The organism is Sulfuricurvum sp. (genome assembly GCF_041651515.1).
In the GTDB taxonomy this organism is placed as follows: domain Bacteria; phylum Campylobacterota; class Campylobacteria; order Campylobacterales; family Sulfurimonadaceae; genus Sulfuricurvum.
The window spans coordinates 168,863-184,917 of the sequence record NZ_JBAZJF010000001.1; the positions used below are offsets into that span (position 1 = coordinate 168,863).

At 43.7% G+C, this 16,055-nt stretch carries 13 protein-coding genes; 4 read left to right on the forward strand and 9 right to left on the reverse strand.

Annotated elements, in window-relative coordinates:
- Nucleotides 1-4 precede the first annotated feature (4 nt).
- Both WC407_RS00865 and secA read right to left on the reverse strand, forming a co-directional pair.
- Nucleotides 5-1,201 carry an ABC transporter permease gene (locus WC407_RS00865; RefSeq protein ID WP_373020117.1) on the reverse strand — a complete coding sequence of 399 codons (1,197 nt, stop codon included), beginning with the start codon at nt 1,199-1,201 and terminating at the stop codon, nt 5-7.
- Nucleotides 1,198-3,765: a preprotein translocase subunit SecA gene (secA, locus tag WC407_RS00870; RefSeq protein WP_373020119.1), complete on the reverse strand. Its 2,568-nt coding sequence runs from the start codon at nt 3,763-3,765 to the stop codon at nt 1,198-1,200. The genes WC407_RS00865 and secA overlap by 4 nt, the downstream gene beginning before the upstream one ends.
- A 117-nt stretch (nt 3,766-3,882) precedes the next feature.
- Between secA and lolA the strand changes: the two genes are divergently transcribed.
- From lolA to WC407_RS00890, 4 genes are all read left to right on the forward strand, one after another.
- Nucleotides 3,883-4,398, forward strand: a complete 516-nt coding sequence (lolA, locus tag WC407_RS00875) for a LolA-like outer membrane lipoprotein chaperone (protein WP_373020121.1) — start codon at nt 3,883-3,885, stop codon at nt 4,396-4,398.
- A 100-nt stretch (nt 4,399-4,498) separates the two neighbouring features.
- Entirely contained in the window at nt 4,499-5,212 is a 714-nt protein-coding gene (locus tag WC407_RS00880; protein WP_373020125.1) for an EF-hand domain-containing protein, read from the forward strand.
- A gap of 61 nt (nt 5,213-5,273) precedes the next feature.
- Nucleotides 5,274-5,942, forward strand: a complete 669-nt coding sequence (locus WC407_RS00885; RefSeq protein ID WP_373020128.1) for a response regulator transcription factor — start codon at nt 5,274-5,276, stop codon at nt 5,940-5,942.
- Nucleotides 5,935-7,179 carry an ArsS family sensor histidine kinase gene (locus WC407_RS00890; protein ID WP_373020130.1) on the forward strand — a complete coding sequence of 415 codons (1,245 nt, stop codon included), beginning with the start codon at nt 5,935-5,937 and terminating at the stop codon, nt 7,177-7,179. The genes WC407_RS00885 and WC407_RS00890 overlap by 8 nt, the downstream gene beginning before the upstream one ends.
- 44 nt (nt 7,180-7,223) lie before the next feature.
- Here WC407_RS00890 and WC407_RS00895 read toward each other — a convergent pair whose 3' ends face one another.
- Genes WC407_RS00895 through WC407_RS00925 form a run of 7 tightly spaced genes read right to left on the reverse strand, consistent with a single transcriptional unit; the run spans nt 7,224 to nt 16,003 of the window.
- Complete coding sequence (locus tag WC407_RS00895) at nt 7,224-8,501, reverse strand: OprD family outer membrane porin (protein WP_373020132.1); 1,278 nt, start codon at nt 8,499-8,501, stop codon at nt 7,224-7,226.
- 26 nt (nt 8,502-8,527) lie between these two features.
- Nucleotides 8,528-9,745 carry a sensor histidine kinase gene (locus tag WC407_RS00900; RefSeq protein ID WP_373020134.1) on the reverse strand — a complete coding sequence of 406 codons (1,218 nt, stop codon included), beginning with the start codon at nt 9,743-9,745 and terminating at the stop codon, nt 8,528-8,530.
- Complete coding sequence (locus tag WC407_RS00905) at nt 9,732-10,382, reverse strand: response regulator transcription factor (protein WP_373020137.1); 651 nt, start codon at nt 10,380-10,382, stop codon at nt 9,732-9,734. The genes WC407_RS00900 and WC407_RS00905 overlap by 14 nt, the downstream gene beginning before the upstream one ends.
- Before the next feature lie 2 nt (nt 10,383-10,384).
- Nucleotides 10,385-10,690 carry a DUF3240 family protein gene (locus tag WC407_RS00910; protein WP_373020139.1) on the reverse strand — a complete coding sequence of 102 codons (306 nt, stop codon included), beginning with the start codon at nt 10,688-10,690 and terminating at the stop codon, nt 10,385-10,387.
- Nucleotides 10,687-13,758: an efflux RND transporter permease subunit gene (locus tag WC407_RS00915; RefSeq protein ID WP_373020141.1), complete on the reverse strand. Its 3,072-nt coding sequence runs from the start codon at nt 13,756-13,758 to the stop codon at nt 10,687-10,689. Before WC407_RS00915 ends, WC407_RS00910 begins: the two co-directional genes overlap by 4 nt.
- Nucleotides 13,755-14,819 carry an efflux RND transporter periplasmic adaptor subunit gene (locus WC407_RS00920; protein ID WP_373020144.1) on the reverse strand — a complete coding sequence of 355 codons (1,065 nt, stop codon included), beginning with the start codon at nt 14,817-14,819 and terminating at the stop codon, nt 13,755-13,757. The genes WC407_RS00915 and WC407_RS00920 overlap by 4 nt, the downstream gene beginning before the upstream one ends.
- Complete coding sequence (locus WC407_RS00925) at nt 14,816-16,003, reverse strand: TolC family protein (RefSeq protein ID WP_373020146.1); 1,188 nt, start codon at nt 16,001-16,003, stop codon at nt 14,816-14,818. Before WC407_RS00925 ends, WC407_RS00920 begins: the two co-directional genes overlap by 4 nt.
- Nucleotides 16,004-16,055 lie beyond the last annotated feature (52 nt).

Below are 16,055 nucleotides of genomic sequence, written 5' to 3' on the forward strand. Positions count from 1 at the left end.
TCCTTTATTCGTTTCGAAGAACGGTAAGTACGTCCACTTCTGAAGCTTTTTTCGCCGGATACCAAGCGGAAAGCAATACGATCACGAAGGCACCGATAATGATCGAAAAGAAGTCAACCATACTCAAATCAAGGGGGAGCGTAGAGGTGGGATAGACATCGGCAGGGAGTGAAATGATTTGGAATGTACTGAGTACCCAAATTCCAAAAAGACCGAGAATTGTCCCCGTTGCAATACCCAAAATTCCGATCACGATCCCCAAAACCAAAAAGATTTTCTTTACTTCTTCTTTGGATGCCCCCAGTGAAACAAGGAGGGCAATTTCGCTACGGCGATTCATAACCGTCATCAGAAGCGAGGAGATGATATTGATCGCGGCGATGAGAATAATAAGCATCAGCACGATAAAGAGCGACATTTTTTCCATTTTGAGAGCGGCAAAGAAATTACCGTTATCTTCCCACCATCCCCGAATTGATACTGTATCGGGTAAAACAGCAGATATACGTTTGATATCGGCTTCCGGATTAGGAGAGTGGACATGAATGCCGTCATAGAGATTTGAAGGTATCCCCAAGATTCGCTGTAACGCGTCCAAAGAGGTATAGGAGAATCCTTTGTCGTACGCACTCAAACCGGAGTTAAAGGTCGATACCTCTTTAAACCGCTTGATTTTTGGTGTAAGTGCCAAACCGCCCGGCTCCATCTGGGTAAAAATATAGGTAAGCTTATCCCCTTTTTTGAGAAGAAATTCTTCTTGTAAGCTCTTTCCAACCATCACTTCAAATCCCTCAGGAACACCCCCTTTTAATCCTTCTTTGACGACAGAGTTGACAGCAGCCTCCGCATTGAAATCGACGCCGAAGAGATATCCCCCTTCCATCTGATCGCCGCCGCGTGAAAGGACAGCAGAGGTGACATAAGGGCTAAAGGAAAGTTCGGGAAATCTGGAACGGAGATCATTGAGTAAATCTGTATTAGCCGTACCGTAAAATTTTGGCTGAATGGTGAGGGGATAATTCATAACAGTGAGTTTTTTCTTGAACTCATTATCAAACCCATTCATGAGGGCCATAGCAATAATAAGAACCATCACCCCAAGGGCAATGCCGGAAAAGGCAAGAAGTGCCGAGAGGAAGATGAAAGGCTGCTCTTTGTCAAAGCGCAAAAATCGCTTAACAAGATAAGGGACGATATTCAAGAGGCAAATACCCCTTTTTTAGGTCCCGATTTGCCGCAGCAATTTTTAAATTTCAAGCCGCTTCCGCACGGGCAATCATCATTACGGGAGATTTTTTTCTCTTCGGCTTCATGATCGGAATGATTCAAAGACATTTGATATGCCTCTTGTTTTTTCTCGATCTCTAATTGTCGTGCGAATGCTTCAGCTTCCTCTTCAGCACTATCCACTTTGAAACGGATAACGTGGAGAGTTTTTATCGTGTCGTATTTAATGGTCTCTACCAGTTCACTAAAGAGATTAAAACTCTCTTTTTTATACTCGACAAGAGGATCTTTTTGATTGTAGGCACGCAAACGGATACCCGTTTTCATACTGTCCATCTGATAGAGGTGCTCTCGCCATGCGGTATCAAGGGTTTTAAGATAGATCTCACGCTCAATATTAGAACGCAATGCATCATCAACCACCGACATTTTTTCATCATACTGAAGTTTTAAGGCAGCAAGTAACGTTTCATTGATCGATGAAACGGTTTTTTCCACAAAGACAGAGAGGTCTATGTCCGCATTCATCTCTTCTTTTACCATCAATACAAGACGTTCAAGATCGATTTCATCTTCCGAGATACCTTCAAAAATACCGCAATTTGCGAGAGTTCGATCCACATATTGGCTGCGAATCAAATCAATTTTATCCGTAATATGATATTCAGGATCGAGAAGTTCACCACGGAACTTATAAACGATTTTACGCTGTTCATTGGCAACATCATCGTATTCTACAATATGTTTACGCCCTTCAAAATGCATATTTTCGACTTTTTTCTGCGCTTTTTCAACGGCACGGGTCACCATTGCCGATTCAATGTACTCCCCGTCTTCGACACCGAGACGCTCCATGATCGATTTGATCTTATCCGAACCGAAAATGCGAAGTAAATTATCTTCCAATGAGAGATAAAACTGACTGGTTCCCGGATCACCCTGACGACCGGCGCGTCCGCGTAACTGGTTGTCAATACGACGGTTCTCGTGGCGCTCGGTACCGAGGATATAAAGTCCTCCAAGCGCTTTTACTTCGTCACTTACCTTGATATCGACCCCGCGTCCTGCCATATTGGTGGCAATCGTAATAGCCCCGATTTGACCCGCATTTTTGATAATCTCCCCTTCTTGGGCATGATTTTTCGCATTAAGTACCGTATGAGGAATTTTTTCCCCTTTGATCAGCTCATGAAGCTTTTCCGATTTTTCAATCGATGCGGTACCAATAAGAATAGGCTGACCGACTGCATGCAGTTCTCGAATTTTTGCAATAACTGCAGCAAATTTTTCCGCTTCGGTTTTGTAGATCAAATCATTCAAATCTTTACGGATGACCGGAACATTGGTAGGGATTGAGATAACGTCAAGATTATAAATTTGAGAGAATTCGGTCGCTTCGGTTTGCGCCGTACCCGTCATACCCCCGATTTTCTTATACATTCTAAAATAGTTTTGGAACGTAATATCAGCGAGGGTCTGCGTCTCTTCTTTAATGATGACACCCTCTTTGGCCTCCAGTGCCTGATGCAGCCCTTCTGAATAACGTCGCCCCTCAGAGAGTCGTCCCGTGAATTCATCGACGATAACCACTTGATTGTCTTGAATTACGTAATCGACGTCCACTTCAAAAATATAGTTGGCTTTCAATGCCTGATCGAGGTGATGCGAAAGGGCAGAGTTTTCGATGCTGTAAAGATTATCCACGCCAAAAAGCTCTTCGGCACGTCCGAATCCCTCTTCGGTGATGAGAATAAGGCGATCTTTTTCATCCACGGTAAAGTGCTCATCACGGATCAATGCTTTGGCAACTGCATCGGCTCTGGTGTAGTTTTCCAATGTACGGTTGGTAGGACCGGAGATAATAAGCGGCGTTCGCGCCTCATCGATCAGAATCGAGTCCACCTCATCGACGATAACAAAAGAGTGGGCGCGCTGAACCATATGCTCTTTAGAGTAGGTCATATTGTCACGAAGATAATCAAATCCGAATTCATTATTGGTTCCATAAGTAATGTCAGCCGCATATTGAGCACGTTTATTGACCGGATCGTAGCCCCCTTCTAGAATAATCCCGGTGTCATAGCCCAAAAAGCCATACAATTCAGACATCTGTGCACCGTCACGCTCAGCAAGATAATCATTGACGGTAACAACATGAACGCCATGACCGCTCATCGCATTTAAGGTAACGGCTAAGGTAGCAACAAGCGTTTTACCCTCCCCCGTTTTCATTTCGGCGATACGCCCTTCGTGCAGTACCATCCCTCCGATGAGCTGAACGTCAAAATGACGCATCCCAAGGACACGCTTACTCGCCTCACGGGTAATTGCAAATGAATCGACTAAAACGTCATCCAATGTTTTGGTATTATTTCGGACAGACTCTTTTAGAGCAGTAAACGCATTTTGGAGTTCTTCATCGCTTAATGCGCTAAAATGGGATTCTTGTGCATTGATTTGAGCTACACGTTTAATATATTTTTTGATTTCGCGATCATTCTTGGTACCGAAAATTTTTCCGACGAGTGATTGGAGCATTAAAAGCCTTCATTATGAACAGTATTGAAAAAGTCGCTGATTTTAGCATACGAAATCTATGGTTTTGGTTAATGACGATTAGATACAATGTCTTAATTCATTCTTCAAGGAAATTATGTGCGTTTTTTTCTCTTTAGTACTCTGATTGCCGCATCCCTTTTTGCTGCACCCATAAATATCAACTCATTCAATTCTCGTTTTGAACAATCGATTGTCGACGATAACGGTAAAACGATCCGATACAGCGGTGAGCTGTGGGCAGCCAAACCGCAAAGTGCTTTGTGGGTTTATCAAAAACCGATCCAAAAAAGTGTTTATGTCAACGCTCAAAAGGTCACGGTCATCGAACCTCAAATTGAGCAAGTTACGTTGCGTACCCTCGATAACGAGATCGATTTTTTACAAATCATCCAAAAAGCCAAACGGCTTGATGATGAGCGCTACGCCGCTGTAGTCAAAGGGCAAACCTATAATATCGTATTCAAAAATGATTTATTGAACAGTATCAGTTATACCGACGGATATGACAACCGTGTGAGCATCAAATTTCTCAACCCTTCTCAAAATAAACCTATCGAGTCCTCTCGTTTTAAACCGACGATCCCTGCCGATTTTGACGTTATTAAAGATTAATACAAAACCTCACTCGATGTTACCCATTAGTTACTATAGAACCCTTATTATTTTGGTTGAGTAAGAAAATTTTCTTGCTACACCCGATAAGGAGTATGTCATGACCGTTAGTTCCAACTACAGCAGTGCGTATTCGTCTTACAGTTCTTCCGGGACATCTTCATCGAAACAAACGGACAAACCGAGTTTTGAAGATTTGGCTAAAAAGTTACTGAGCTCGATGGACACCAATAACAGCGGTTCAATCGATTCAGCCGAATTTAGTGCTGCGGCGCAAGCCCTAGCATCTAACTCTAGCAACAATAATAGTTCAACGAGTACTAGCAGCAGTACCAGTACTACCGATGCTTTCAATAAGCTCGATACCAACAGTGATGGCAGTTTAAGTACGGATGAGCTGATGGCGGCACTTAAAAACATGAAACCGCCGCAAGGAAAAGACGGCAGTATGCCACCTCTGGGCGGAATGCCACCTCCTCCGCCAAGCGATTCTTCCTCTGCATCATCGGACAGCTCTAACAGCACGTCAAGTACTTCGACAAGTAGCAAGCTTTTCTCTGCATTGGATACCAACAAAGACGGTACAGTTAGCATCGATGAGCTGTTGACATCGTTAGAGAATTCAAAAACCGATTCGTCCGGTAAAAATAGCGGCACGACATCAACATCAGGTTCTTCAACTGCTTCATCAACGTCGCAAACGGATACCTCATCTCAAAAATTGAGCGACTTTATGCTCAAAAATATTCTCTCCTACTACGGGAACAATCCCTCTTCTACGAGTTCAACTTCGCTTTTAAGCGTTAGTGCATAATTTTACATGCCCTTCAGGGCATGTTACTTTCTATTTACTTATCCCCCGATATAATCGAATCATGGTTAATGTTTTAATGATTGAAGATGATATTGAATTAGGACAATTGTTAAAATCACGTCTTCATAAAGATGACATTGATGTAACTGTTGTTCTTACTCCGCTAGAGGGACTTAGCCTTTTTCAAACGACTTCATTTGACCTTTTAGTGCTGGACCTCTCTTTACCTCAGATGGACGGGATGGAGATATGCCGCCTTATACGCCAAGAGAGCCCTATCCCCATCATCATATCCTCTGCGCGTTCTGATTTACGGGATAAAATGATGGGCTTTTCGCGCGGTGCGGATGATTATCTCCCCAAACCTTATGATCCACAAGAGCTTATCTTCCGTATTGATGCAATTATGCGTCGTATCCATCCGGCATTGCCCAAAAAATCAACTCCTTTTGAAATCGATGAAGAGCGTCATGAAATTTCACGTGATGCTGTTGTGTTGCATCTTACCCAAGCAGAATACGATATTGTCACCTATATGATTAAAAAAGATCGTTACGTTATTTCACGTGAAGAACTCCTTCTCAATATCGGCTCTATCCGATACGAAAGCAGTCTGAAAAGCATTGATGTCATCATGGGACGTATACGCCAAAAAATTGGGGATGATCCTAAAAACCCACGCTACATAGTCTCGGTACGCGGGGTAGGATACAAATTTATCAATGAATAAGCACTCCATTATCCGGCTGATCACCCTCTTCTTCATCCTTATTTTTGCTCTTATCAACGGCCTCTTTTGGATAGCATATCAACACTTTTCCAAACAACACGAGGTAGAGCAAATACGTCGATTTCTCTTGGCAGATCGATTATTTCACCACAATCAGCATGATTTTTCCGCCGAATTGTCACAACTGATGATTCACCCCTCAAGTCTATCTTCGAATATACTATTGTCTAAGGGGACAACCGTCATATCTCTTCCCTTCGGAAAAATGATTGAGTATGAGGGACACACTTTTTTTGTCAATTTTCGACCGCCACCACCACCTTCTTTCCAACGATTTGGATTCAAACTACCGCCGCCACAGGAGATGAGACACTTTCGATCCGTGGTATTGGAAGATATTCAGCCCCATTCTCTAATGATGTTTTGGATCATTTTGATCGCTATCGACAGTCTCATTTTACTTTTCTTCGGCTATCTACTCCGCAAACTTCTACCTCTACACCGACTTAAAAACTCCATTATCGCCTTTAAAGAGGGCGATCCACATCTGGATCTTCCGATTAGCGGCCAAGATGAGATTTCCCAAATAACCCACGAATTTAATCTCACACTCGAAAAAATCTCCGCAATGCGTGAGGCTCGGTCCCTCTTTTTACGCAACATTCTGCACGAGCTCAAAACGCCGATTATGAAAGGTTCTCTCACTACTGATTGCTTAACACCCTCATCGGATCAAGAGCGACTTAAACATATATTTGAGCGAATGGATTATCTGCTGGGAGAGTTTGCAAAAATGGAGCAATTTAGCAGCGGTGAGTGGAAATTAAATCTTCAAGAGTACCGCTTTGTTGATTTAATCGATCATGCCTGCGATGTGCTGCTGTGCAATAAAGAGAGTATCTGCATCAAGGGGGAAAAGTCCCAACTCATTGTCAAAGTCGATTTCGAGCTTTTTACCATTGTTCTAAAAAATCTTCTCGATAATGCTCTGAAATATTCAGTAGGAAAACCTATATTGAATATTAGCACCAATGAAATTACCATTTGCAGTATCGGGGAACCGCTTCCCGTCGAAAATCAAACCTTTTCCAAGCCGTTTAACCGTCCATATGAGAACTCATCGGTGGGTTTAGGATTAGGGCTTTACATTACCGATTCGATCATTAAAAAACATGGTTTTAGACTCCACTATCGATACAAAGAAGAGTACAACTGTTTTGGGATTATCCTATATTAACAAATATATCATCTCTTTAGACACGAAACACTACGCGCGTATAACTAAAACAGATAATCGGCGATGATGCGGATGTTCGTCTCATCGTACGCCTGTCGCTTATAAAGATCCGTACTACCGCTGTCGTAATCGATCCGCGCAAACCTAGTCCGCAGACGAAACGCTTTACGCGGTTGATAGGTTGCATCAATATTGTATTCATTCGAGTCAGGACGGGGATTGAGGGTGATCGACGAGGGATTCGACTGTACCGCGTCGTTTTGGTCAATATACATGTATTTAGCCGAAATTTCAAACGTAGGCAACGGACGATAGGTAATAATTGCTCCGTAGGCTTTTGCATCGGCATTGATCCCTTCCCCGTCAATCTGCAAATCGGTGAAAGTAACAAATTTGCCCCATCCCATTTTTTCAGTACGTCCCCCCGTCCCTTGCAAGGTTTGATTGCCGATGCGAGTATACAGAGTTCTCAGACTCCACTCCCCTTTCGTTACGATGAACTTGCCTCCCAGGAGATAGGTATTCATTTCTCCTGCCGCATTTAACCCGACACTGTTTTCACGCATGTACTGTACAGCTCCGGAAAGTTTAATCCCGCCCGAAGAGATCCAGATCGCATTGTCGGTAAATTGCAGATAGGGAGAGTGTAACACGTCTGCCACATAGGTATCATATACTTCGAATTTTAGCGAAGGGGTCGGAGTGTAAATTGTTCCTAATACCACGATGTCACTGTCGACTCCAAGCGCATAGGTCGCAGAGCGAAAGGTGTCGTCGGCCTTGTACTTCCAGCCCGTAATATATGCGGCTTTGAAAAGGGTGTTGGTGAGTGAACGATTCTCAATATACAATGCTTCAAAAGTATTAGGGAGCATCCGGTTGTAATAATCATTGGCCAATGGAAAATCAAGCCGCTGCCGCCCGTATATGATCAAGGTATCCTCCCCTTTATATTGGAGATAGGCTTCGCCAAGGGTGTTAATAGAACTGCCATCGAGATTGAGGTTATGGGTCTGCCCCGACTCGGGCATATGCGTCAGTGAAGTGATACCGTTGCTCGAATAAAATGAAACCCCGGCATTAATCCCTGCAATCGGTGCTGTCTGATAGGAGAGTATCCCCCCGACGGTAAGAGCCGTACGATCAACCTTCAATTCTCGCTGTCCGTCATTCCAGAAGGCTCGAAGCTGACCGCTCACTTTCCCCTTCTTAAAAACATCTTCAAGGCTCTCTGCACTGCAAGAAACGCTTATTCCTGCCGAAACCATCAAAGTAGCACCAAACCCGATAAGTCGTTGTGTAGCATATTTTGATGAAGCCATTGTGATCCTTACCCTAAAACAGTTTGCTATTTTAACTTAAGAGAGAGAAGAAAAACGGTATCTGACTCTTCCACCGTAACACTTATATTTAGTGAGGTAGAGAGTTCTCGGATTATTTTAAGTCCGAGATTGGAATTAAACAGTGTCGGCATATGGTGGTTTGATATTCTATTAGCAAAAGTGATTTTAGAGTCGGATGCACTCAAGGTTATCGTGATCGAAGATCCGGTGGGAGCGTGATTGATACAATTTTCTAAAATGGTTAAAATAAGTTTCATCAGAGAATTTCGATACGTTGTAACCGAAAAGGTTGACTCGGTTTCCAAAATAACAGACTGCTCTTTGCGTTGCAATAATGGGGCGGCATACGTCGTTATACCTGAAATGAGATTTGCCATATCGATACGCTCAGCGGATTCATTTTTAGATATTTGGCTTTGATGGACCAGAAGCAGCTCTTTGAGATATTTCAGAAGTTTTGCGATATCACCGTTTGCTTGAATCAGAAATTTTTCCTTATCAGCCGATGGATCAAGCGAATAGTGATCCAATCGCGCCTTCAAAATTGCCATAGGGGTTTTGATCTGATGGGCGGCTTCTTTGAACATATCGCGCTCTTTATCTCGAAAAAATGCTACTTTATCGACCAAACTCTGCAAAGCAGAACCAAGCCTCTGAATTTCAATACTCGCAGATGAGATTGGCAAATGCTCAGGATGCCCTTCTAAATCAATCGTATCACAAGCACGGACCAGCTCTTCCATCGGTTCTAGCAATTTCCGCAATATAAGATAAAACAAGAGGGTTAACAAGCTCAACGCACCAAAAAAAGAGAGATAGAGTTTAACCGTCAAATGTCCAAGATTTTTGTCAATAAGATGGGTATCACTGCTAACCACAAAATAGTATCCGTTCGAAAGTTTCGAGATGACCGAAATACGATCATTACTCTTTTTTTGCTGTGATGGATTGGAAATAATCTCAAACAGTGGATTACTGATAGCGTTATCGGCGCTCAGAGTGCGTACGGTATCGATCCCCTGAAGGTAGCTAAGATCGGCGACAGGGTTAGAGAGATCAAGATACTCTGCTGTGATTTCGGAGGATATATGATAGAGCAAAGTGTTTAACTCTTCGATCCGGTCTTGCCGTTCCATTTTGAGGATCAAAACAGCGAGAGATGAAAAAATCATAAATGCTGTAACAAGAAAAAAAGCGATGATTTTACTCTTAAGGGTGTTCAATCATGTATCCTCGGGTTTTTATGGTTTTTATCAATTCCGGACTCAATTTTTTTCGGAGGCTGTTAATCAGCACATCGATCGTGTTTGACGCAACATCTCCGGGATGTTCATAAATACTGTCGATAATTTCATCGCGAGAAACGATATGCCCTAGCCGTCCTAACAGGGTAAAAAGGAGAGCATCTTCTTTTTTTGTCAAGATAACGGCTTGGGCATTGAGAGTAACCTGCCGCGTAGTGATATCAATACTGACTCCGTCCCATACTAACTGAGAGGGTGCAAAGCGGCGTGAAAGAGCATTGATTCGGGCAAGCAGTTCACCGATATCAAACGGTTTTTCGATGTAATCATCTGCCCCCTGATTAAGTCCTTCGATTTTATCCTCGGCGCTGCCGTAAGCACTCATAACCAAAATACCGCAATGCGGATTTTTTGCTTTACTGGGAGGAATAAGACGCAATCCGACATCACTCCCCAGCAGATTCCGATCGATCAAAATAACACTGTAACGGTAAGCATCGATGTATTCCACAGCAACGGCGGAATCGCCTACGGCGTCCACCGTGTATTTAGCCGAAAGTATTGACTCCAAAAGCTCCCGAAGATCAGGGTCGTCTTCAACAATCAATATTCGCATAATCAGATAACACCATCATCAAAAAATGGGGTAATGCGATAGTAAATACCTGAATTTGCGAATTCGACTTTCATCTGCCGAATGATTTCAGGGATAATTTCGGTAGGAAATAAAACCCGTATGGCAATCTTACGTTTCCATCCCGTCACCTTTTCTATCGCAGTGTAGCTTGAGTGCTCTTTGTTGTATGATTTAACTTGATAGGAGTTAAATCGCTCGATTTCAGGTCGATCAAGGAGCCAATCGACAACGATATCTTCAATGTCCGGTGTGATGACGATGGTCATAAGCTGGCGTGTTTCACTCATGCAAGCTCCTCTTTTTCAGTTTGGGTCGATTCCAGCCATCGATAAAAAATCGGCAGAAGAATCAGTGTCAATAGGGTTGATGTAATCAATCCTCCGATAACAACAATAGCCAAAGGTTTCTGGATCTCCGATCCCGGCCCCGTAGCAAAGAGCAAAGGTACAAGTCCAAAGGCGGCAATACTCGCCGTCATCATAACCGGTCTAAATCGTCGTTTAGCCCCTTCGACCACCACCACGTGTATGGAGTGTCCCAGTGAGCGCAGCTGGTTAAAATAGGTGACCATTACAACACCATTCAAAACAGCGATTCCTAATAATGCAATGAAACCCACGGATGCCGGAACCGATAGATATTCGCCTGATAACCATAATGCAACCACTCCACCAATCATAGCAAAAGGAATATTAGTCAAAACAAGTCCAGCCTGTTTCATAGAACCAAAGGTAATAAAGAGGAGCAAAAAGATAAAAGCAATCGCTATGGGAACAACGATGGCGAGTCGTGCCGCAGCGCGTTGCTGATTTTCAAATTCCCCGCCCCACTTGAGATAATATCCATCCGGAAGATCAACCTCTTTAGCTACTTTGGCTTTGGCTTCTTCGACAAAACTGACGAGATCCCGACCTTGAACATTACTGCGAATCACCGACATCCTCATGCCGCTTTCGCGATTAATCAATACAGGCCCTTCGATCCGCTCTATTTTAGCCAAAGCACTTAAAGGGACGCTTTTACCGTTCGGGAGAGCGATAAGCATATTACTGAAAGCACTAACCGAATCACGAAAGTTATTTTCTCCTCGTACAATAACAGGGCTGCGACGCCCCTCTTGAATGACAATTCCAATTTGGCTCCCCTCCAACGCCGTCTTGAGTAACTCTTGAACTTCATCCACACTCAATCCAAAATTTCCAACAGCAAGACGATCAATATCGATTCGAAGATACTGCATCCCTTCATTTATCGGCGTCAATACATCGATACTTCCATCCGTTTTTTTCAATATATCTTGAATTTGCAAGGCTATTTGGTTTAGTTTAGTCAGATCTGTCCCGAATATCTTGAGCGCCACATCACCGCGAACACCCGTAAGCATTTCAGAAATCCTCATCTCGATAGGCTGCCCAAAACTAAAGGTAACTCCGGGAAAGCCTACGACAACTTGACGCATCTCATTTAAAATCCACTCTTTATCGTGTACCCGCCATTCATTCATAGGTTTAAGCACAAAAAAAGCATCGCTTTGCCCCAATCCCATAGGATCAAGTCCCAATTCATCGGAACCGGTACGGGCAACGATCGTCTTTATTTCAGGTATACGTTCCATCATCTTTTTTTCAATACGAAGTATCAGCTCTTTGGATGCGTCAATATTGACAGAGGGGATGGTTTCAAAGCTAATGACAACATCGCCCTCATCAAGCGTCGGCATAAACGTCTTACCGATTTGAGTATACAGTAGACCGGCAAGGAAAAGTGCCCCAATCGCCCCCAATGTCACTTTTCGGCCGTTAGCCAGTGCCCAAACCAGTGCAGGAGAATACAGTGCCATCAGTTTACGAACAAGCCATGACTCATGATCATCCTCTACTTTGAGAAAGACGGAAGCCAGAACAGGGATAACGGTCATGGAGAGTATCAAAGATGCCAGCAATGCAAAGATGATAGTCAAGGCGACAGGGATAAACATTTTACCCTCGATCCCTTCGAGTGACATCAGCGGTAAAAAGACCATCGCGATAATTATAATCCCTGATACCACCGGAGTGGAAACCTCTTTGGTCGCTCGATAAATAATATGCAGTTTAGGGATATTTTTGCCATGAGATTGTCCCAAATGTCCGATAATATTTTCAACGACAACAATCCCTGAGTCAACCAGCATCCCGATAGCAATGGTAAGCCCCCCAAGACTCATAAGATTAGCCGACATACCGAATTGACGAATCAGTATAAACGTAGCCAATACTGCCATAGGAACCATCACTGCGACCGTAATCGCCGCACGAAAATCACCCAAGAAAAGCAATAAAAGAATAAGAACAAGGACAACCGCCTCAATCAGAGCTTTAGAGACCGTATAAATAGACTTGTCTACAAGATTACTTCGGTCATAATAAACATCAAGACTCACCCCTTTAGGAAGTTTGATCGCTGAAAGCTTCTCTTTAACCTCTGCCGTAATATCCCGAGCATTTGCCCCTTTGAGTGATAACACTTGTCCTGCCACCGTCTCACTTATCCCATTTTTAGTCATAAAACCGCTTCGAGTGAGTTTATCAAATTCTACGACAGCAACATCTCCGACACGGACAATTCGACCATCCGTATTTCGCAGGACAATAGAGCGAATATCATCGAGGTTTTTTATATTCCCCTCCGAACGAACCAAAAATGCCTCTTCCCCCTCATGTATCCGTCCGGCACCGTCATTTTTATTATTCGATTTTAGCGCAGTCTCAATCTCTTTGACCGATATACCGAGAGGTCCCAGTATCGAGTAATTCGGTTTAACCAAATAACTTTTGACTTCACCGCCAAGGCTGTTAAAATCGGCTACTCCCGGGATCGTTCGCAAAATCGGCCGAATCGTCCAATCAAGCAGCGTCCGTTTTTCGGCAAGGGTAAGGTTTCCTTCTACGGTAAACATAAATATTTCACCGAGCGGGGTCGTAATAGGGGCTAAACCGCCACTGGCTGACGCGGGGAGAGAACCCATCATACCGTTTAGTTTTTCACTGATTTGAGCGCGTGCCCAATAAATATCGGTCCCCTCTTTAAAATCGATAGTTATATCGGATATACCGTATTTGGCAGTAGAACGGAGAAGTTTTTGGTTTGGTATCCCCAACATCTCCGTCTCGATAGGGGCAATAATGCGGGTTTCGACCTCTTCGGGAGTCATTCCCGGTGCTTTCATAATGATTTTAACCTGAGGAGAAGAGACTTCAGGAAAAGCGTCAAACGGGAGCTTTTTAAAAGCGGTATATCCACCCACTAGAAGCATGATCATTGCGACAAAGACAAGAACACGCTGAGTCAGTGCCAGAGAAATCAGTTTATTCATTTTGAATTACCCTTGCCGCCAAGCCAGATCCCTTTAAGCGGTATAATTCCCCGTATAGCAATCTGTTCGTTTCCTTTAAGTGGCCCCGAAATAATAAAGGTTGTACACTCCTCTTTCAGAATCTTAACGCTGATCGGTGAAAAGCCTCTGGATGTTTTGACAAACACAATATTCTCCCCTTTGTTGCGGATCAACCCATTTTTGGGGACGACGATACTTCTGACGCTGGGTGTTTGGACTGCAGCCTGAACAAACTGTCCGGGACGAACCAGTTCTTTGCCTGCAGTGATTACAGCGCGGATGATGACCGACTGATTTTGGAGTTCAACACCACTTGATATTTTTATCACTTTGGCCATTGCCCCCAAATTGGTCCGAATCATATCTCCGACTTTGATGCTCTTAGCAATGGATGCGGGAGTTTGTATCTCAATCCACAAGGTTGAGAGATCGGCAATCTTGTAAATCGGGCTCATCGCATCAATTTTTTGACCGATGATGGCAGACTGCTCAAGAACGATTCCGTTGATGGGTGCTTTTACCGCGCTGGTGGTATTCAATGTCCCCGTATTCGAAGGAGAAACCCCCATCATTTTCATCATCCCCCTCTTTTCAGCCAGTTCGGTTGAGAGAAGCGCTGTTTCCTGTTTGCTTTTGAGAAATTCGCGTTCGGAAATAATCCCCTCTTTATAGAGTGTTTCATCTTTTTTTACGAGAGATTCCAATCGACTCAGCCGCGATGCCGTTTGCAAATACTCACGCTGCAAGGTCAGCCCCTCCGTAGAGGAGACCAAAGCGACCGTTTGCCCTGCTCGTATCGTATCGCCGACACCGACAAAAACTTTTTGGACGACCCCGCCTTGCATGGATGACGCAATGGAGAGCTGACGCGGCGGAATGACAACGGTTGCCGGAAGATTCGACTGAGAGAGGGTTTCACTTGTTGTGAGCGGTGCTGTAACAATCCCAATATCGGCTATTTGCTTCGATGTGAGGATGATTTCATTCCCGCTTAGGGCAATGATAGCTCCGGCAAGTGGGATAATTAGTAATTTTTTCATTTTGTTTCCTCAATGGGGGGGATAATTTTTTGTATTTCGCCGAGTGTGTCGTAATAATTTTCGAGGGTGGTATACAGCTCTTTTTGATTGGTTAAAAGGACACGACGGGCATCAATGAGTTCAAGCAATGTCCCATATCCCTCGTCATAACTTTTTTGAGCCATGGATTCCATCTCTTTTGCCTGAGTGATAACCCCCTGCTGAGACACCATTAGCATCGAAAGCGAACGAAGCATCTGCTGATACCGGATAATTTTTTGTCCTGTTTCATAGCGGTATGCCTGTTCGCGGAGGTTATTTTCTGCCAATTTGCTTTCAGCATTTTTAATAAGTGGTTCATTGCGATGCAAGATTGGGATCGGAATCGACACCGAAGCGATTAGCGCTTTCTGATCGTACATCTCCTGATATCCCAATCCTGCTTTAAATCCCGGAATAACCGATTCAATAGCTACCTCTTTTTCGGCACGGTATTCATCATTGGCCGCTTTAAAATACGACAACATCGGCAAAGTATCCAGTACAATCTCAAAATCATTAGGAAGCGGTTGCGGAAGATTGGGGTGAGTGAGTTCAACACTTGTAGCTAACCGTGCGCTCGCGGCAAGTGTCTGCACGGCAATGTCACGCTTCATTAATGCCGTTTTTGCCTCTTGGGCAACTTTCTCTTCTTCAACTTTCAGTTTAAGCAGATCCACTTTGGAAATGGCCCCTTGCTGAAACTTTTTTTCCCCTTTTTGACGTAAGGCAGAGGCCAAAGAGAGTGTCTCATCCGCTTTATCAGACATCATAGAGGCGATCGTATAGAGGTACGTTTTTTGCCGTACATTCCCATTTATTTCATTCTCTTTTTGGGAAATAAGCGCATTGAGTTGCAGTATTTTTGCATCCAATAGTCGCTGTTTAGCCGATCGGAGGGCAGGCTTTTGAATCGATTGTATAACAGCGATACCATATTCGTTTTTTCGCTCAATCCCTTCCGGTTTGGTATTCGTATAGGAGAGAGACAGTTCAGGATTGTCCCAGAGTTTTACCGACTCTTTTTGATAAAAATATTGCTGTAATATCTCACGATCCGCTTTCAAGGAAGCGTCGTTTTGAACCGCATGATCCATCAACTCGCCCATAGTGTAAGGGGCAGCCAAAAGAGGAAGTGCCAGAATCTGAAGCCAGATAAAACGCATGATTATCCCTTAAAAATTCAAAAATTTTTTAAGGGACAATCATACCTGTCCT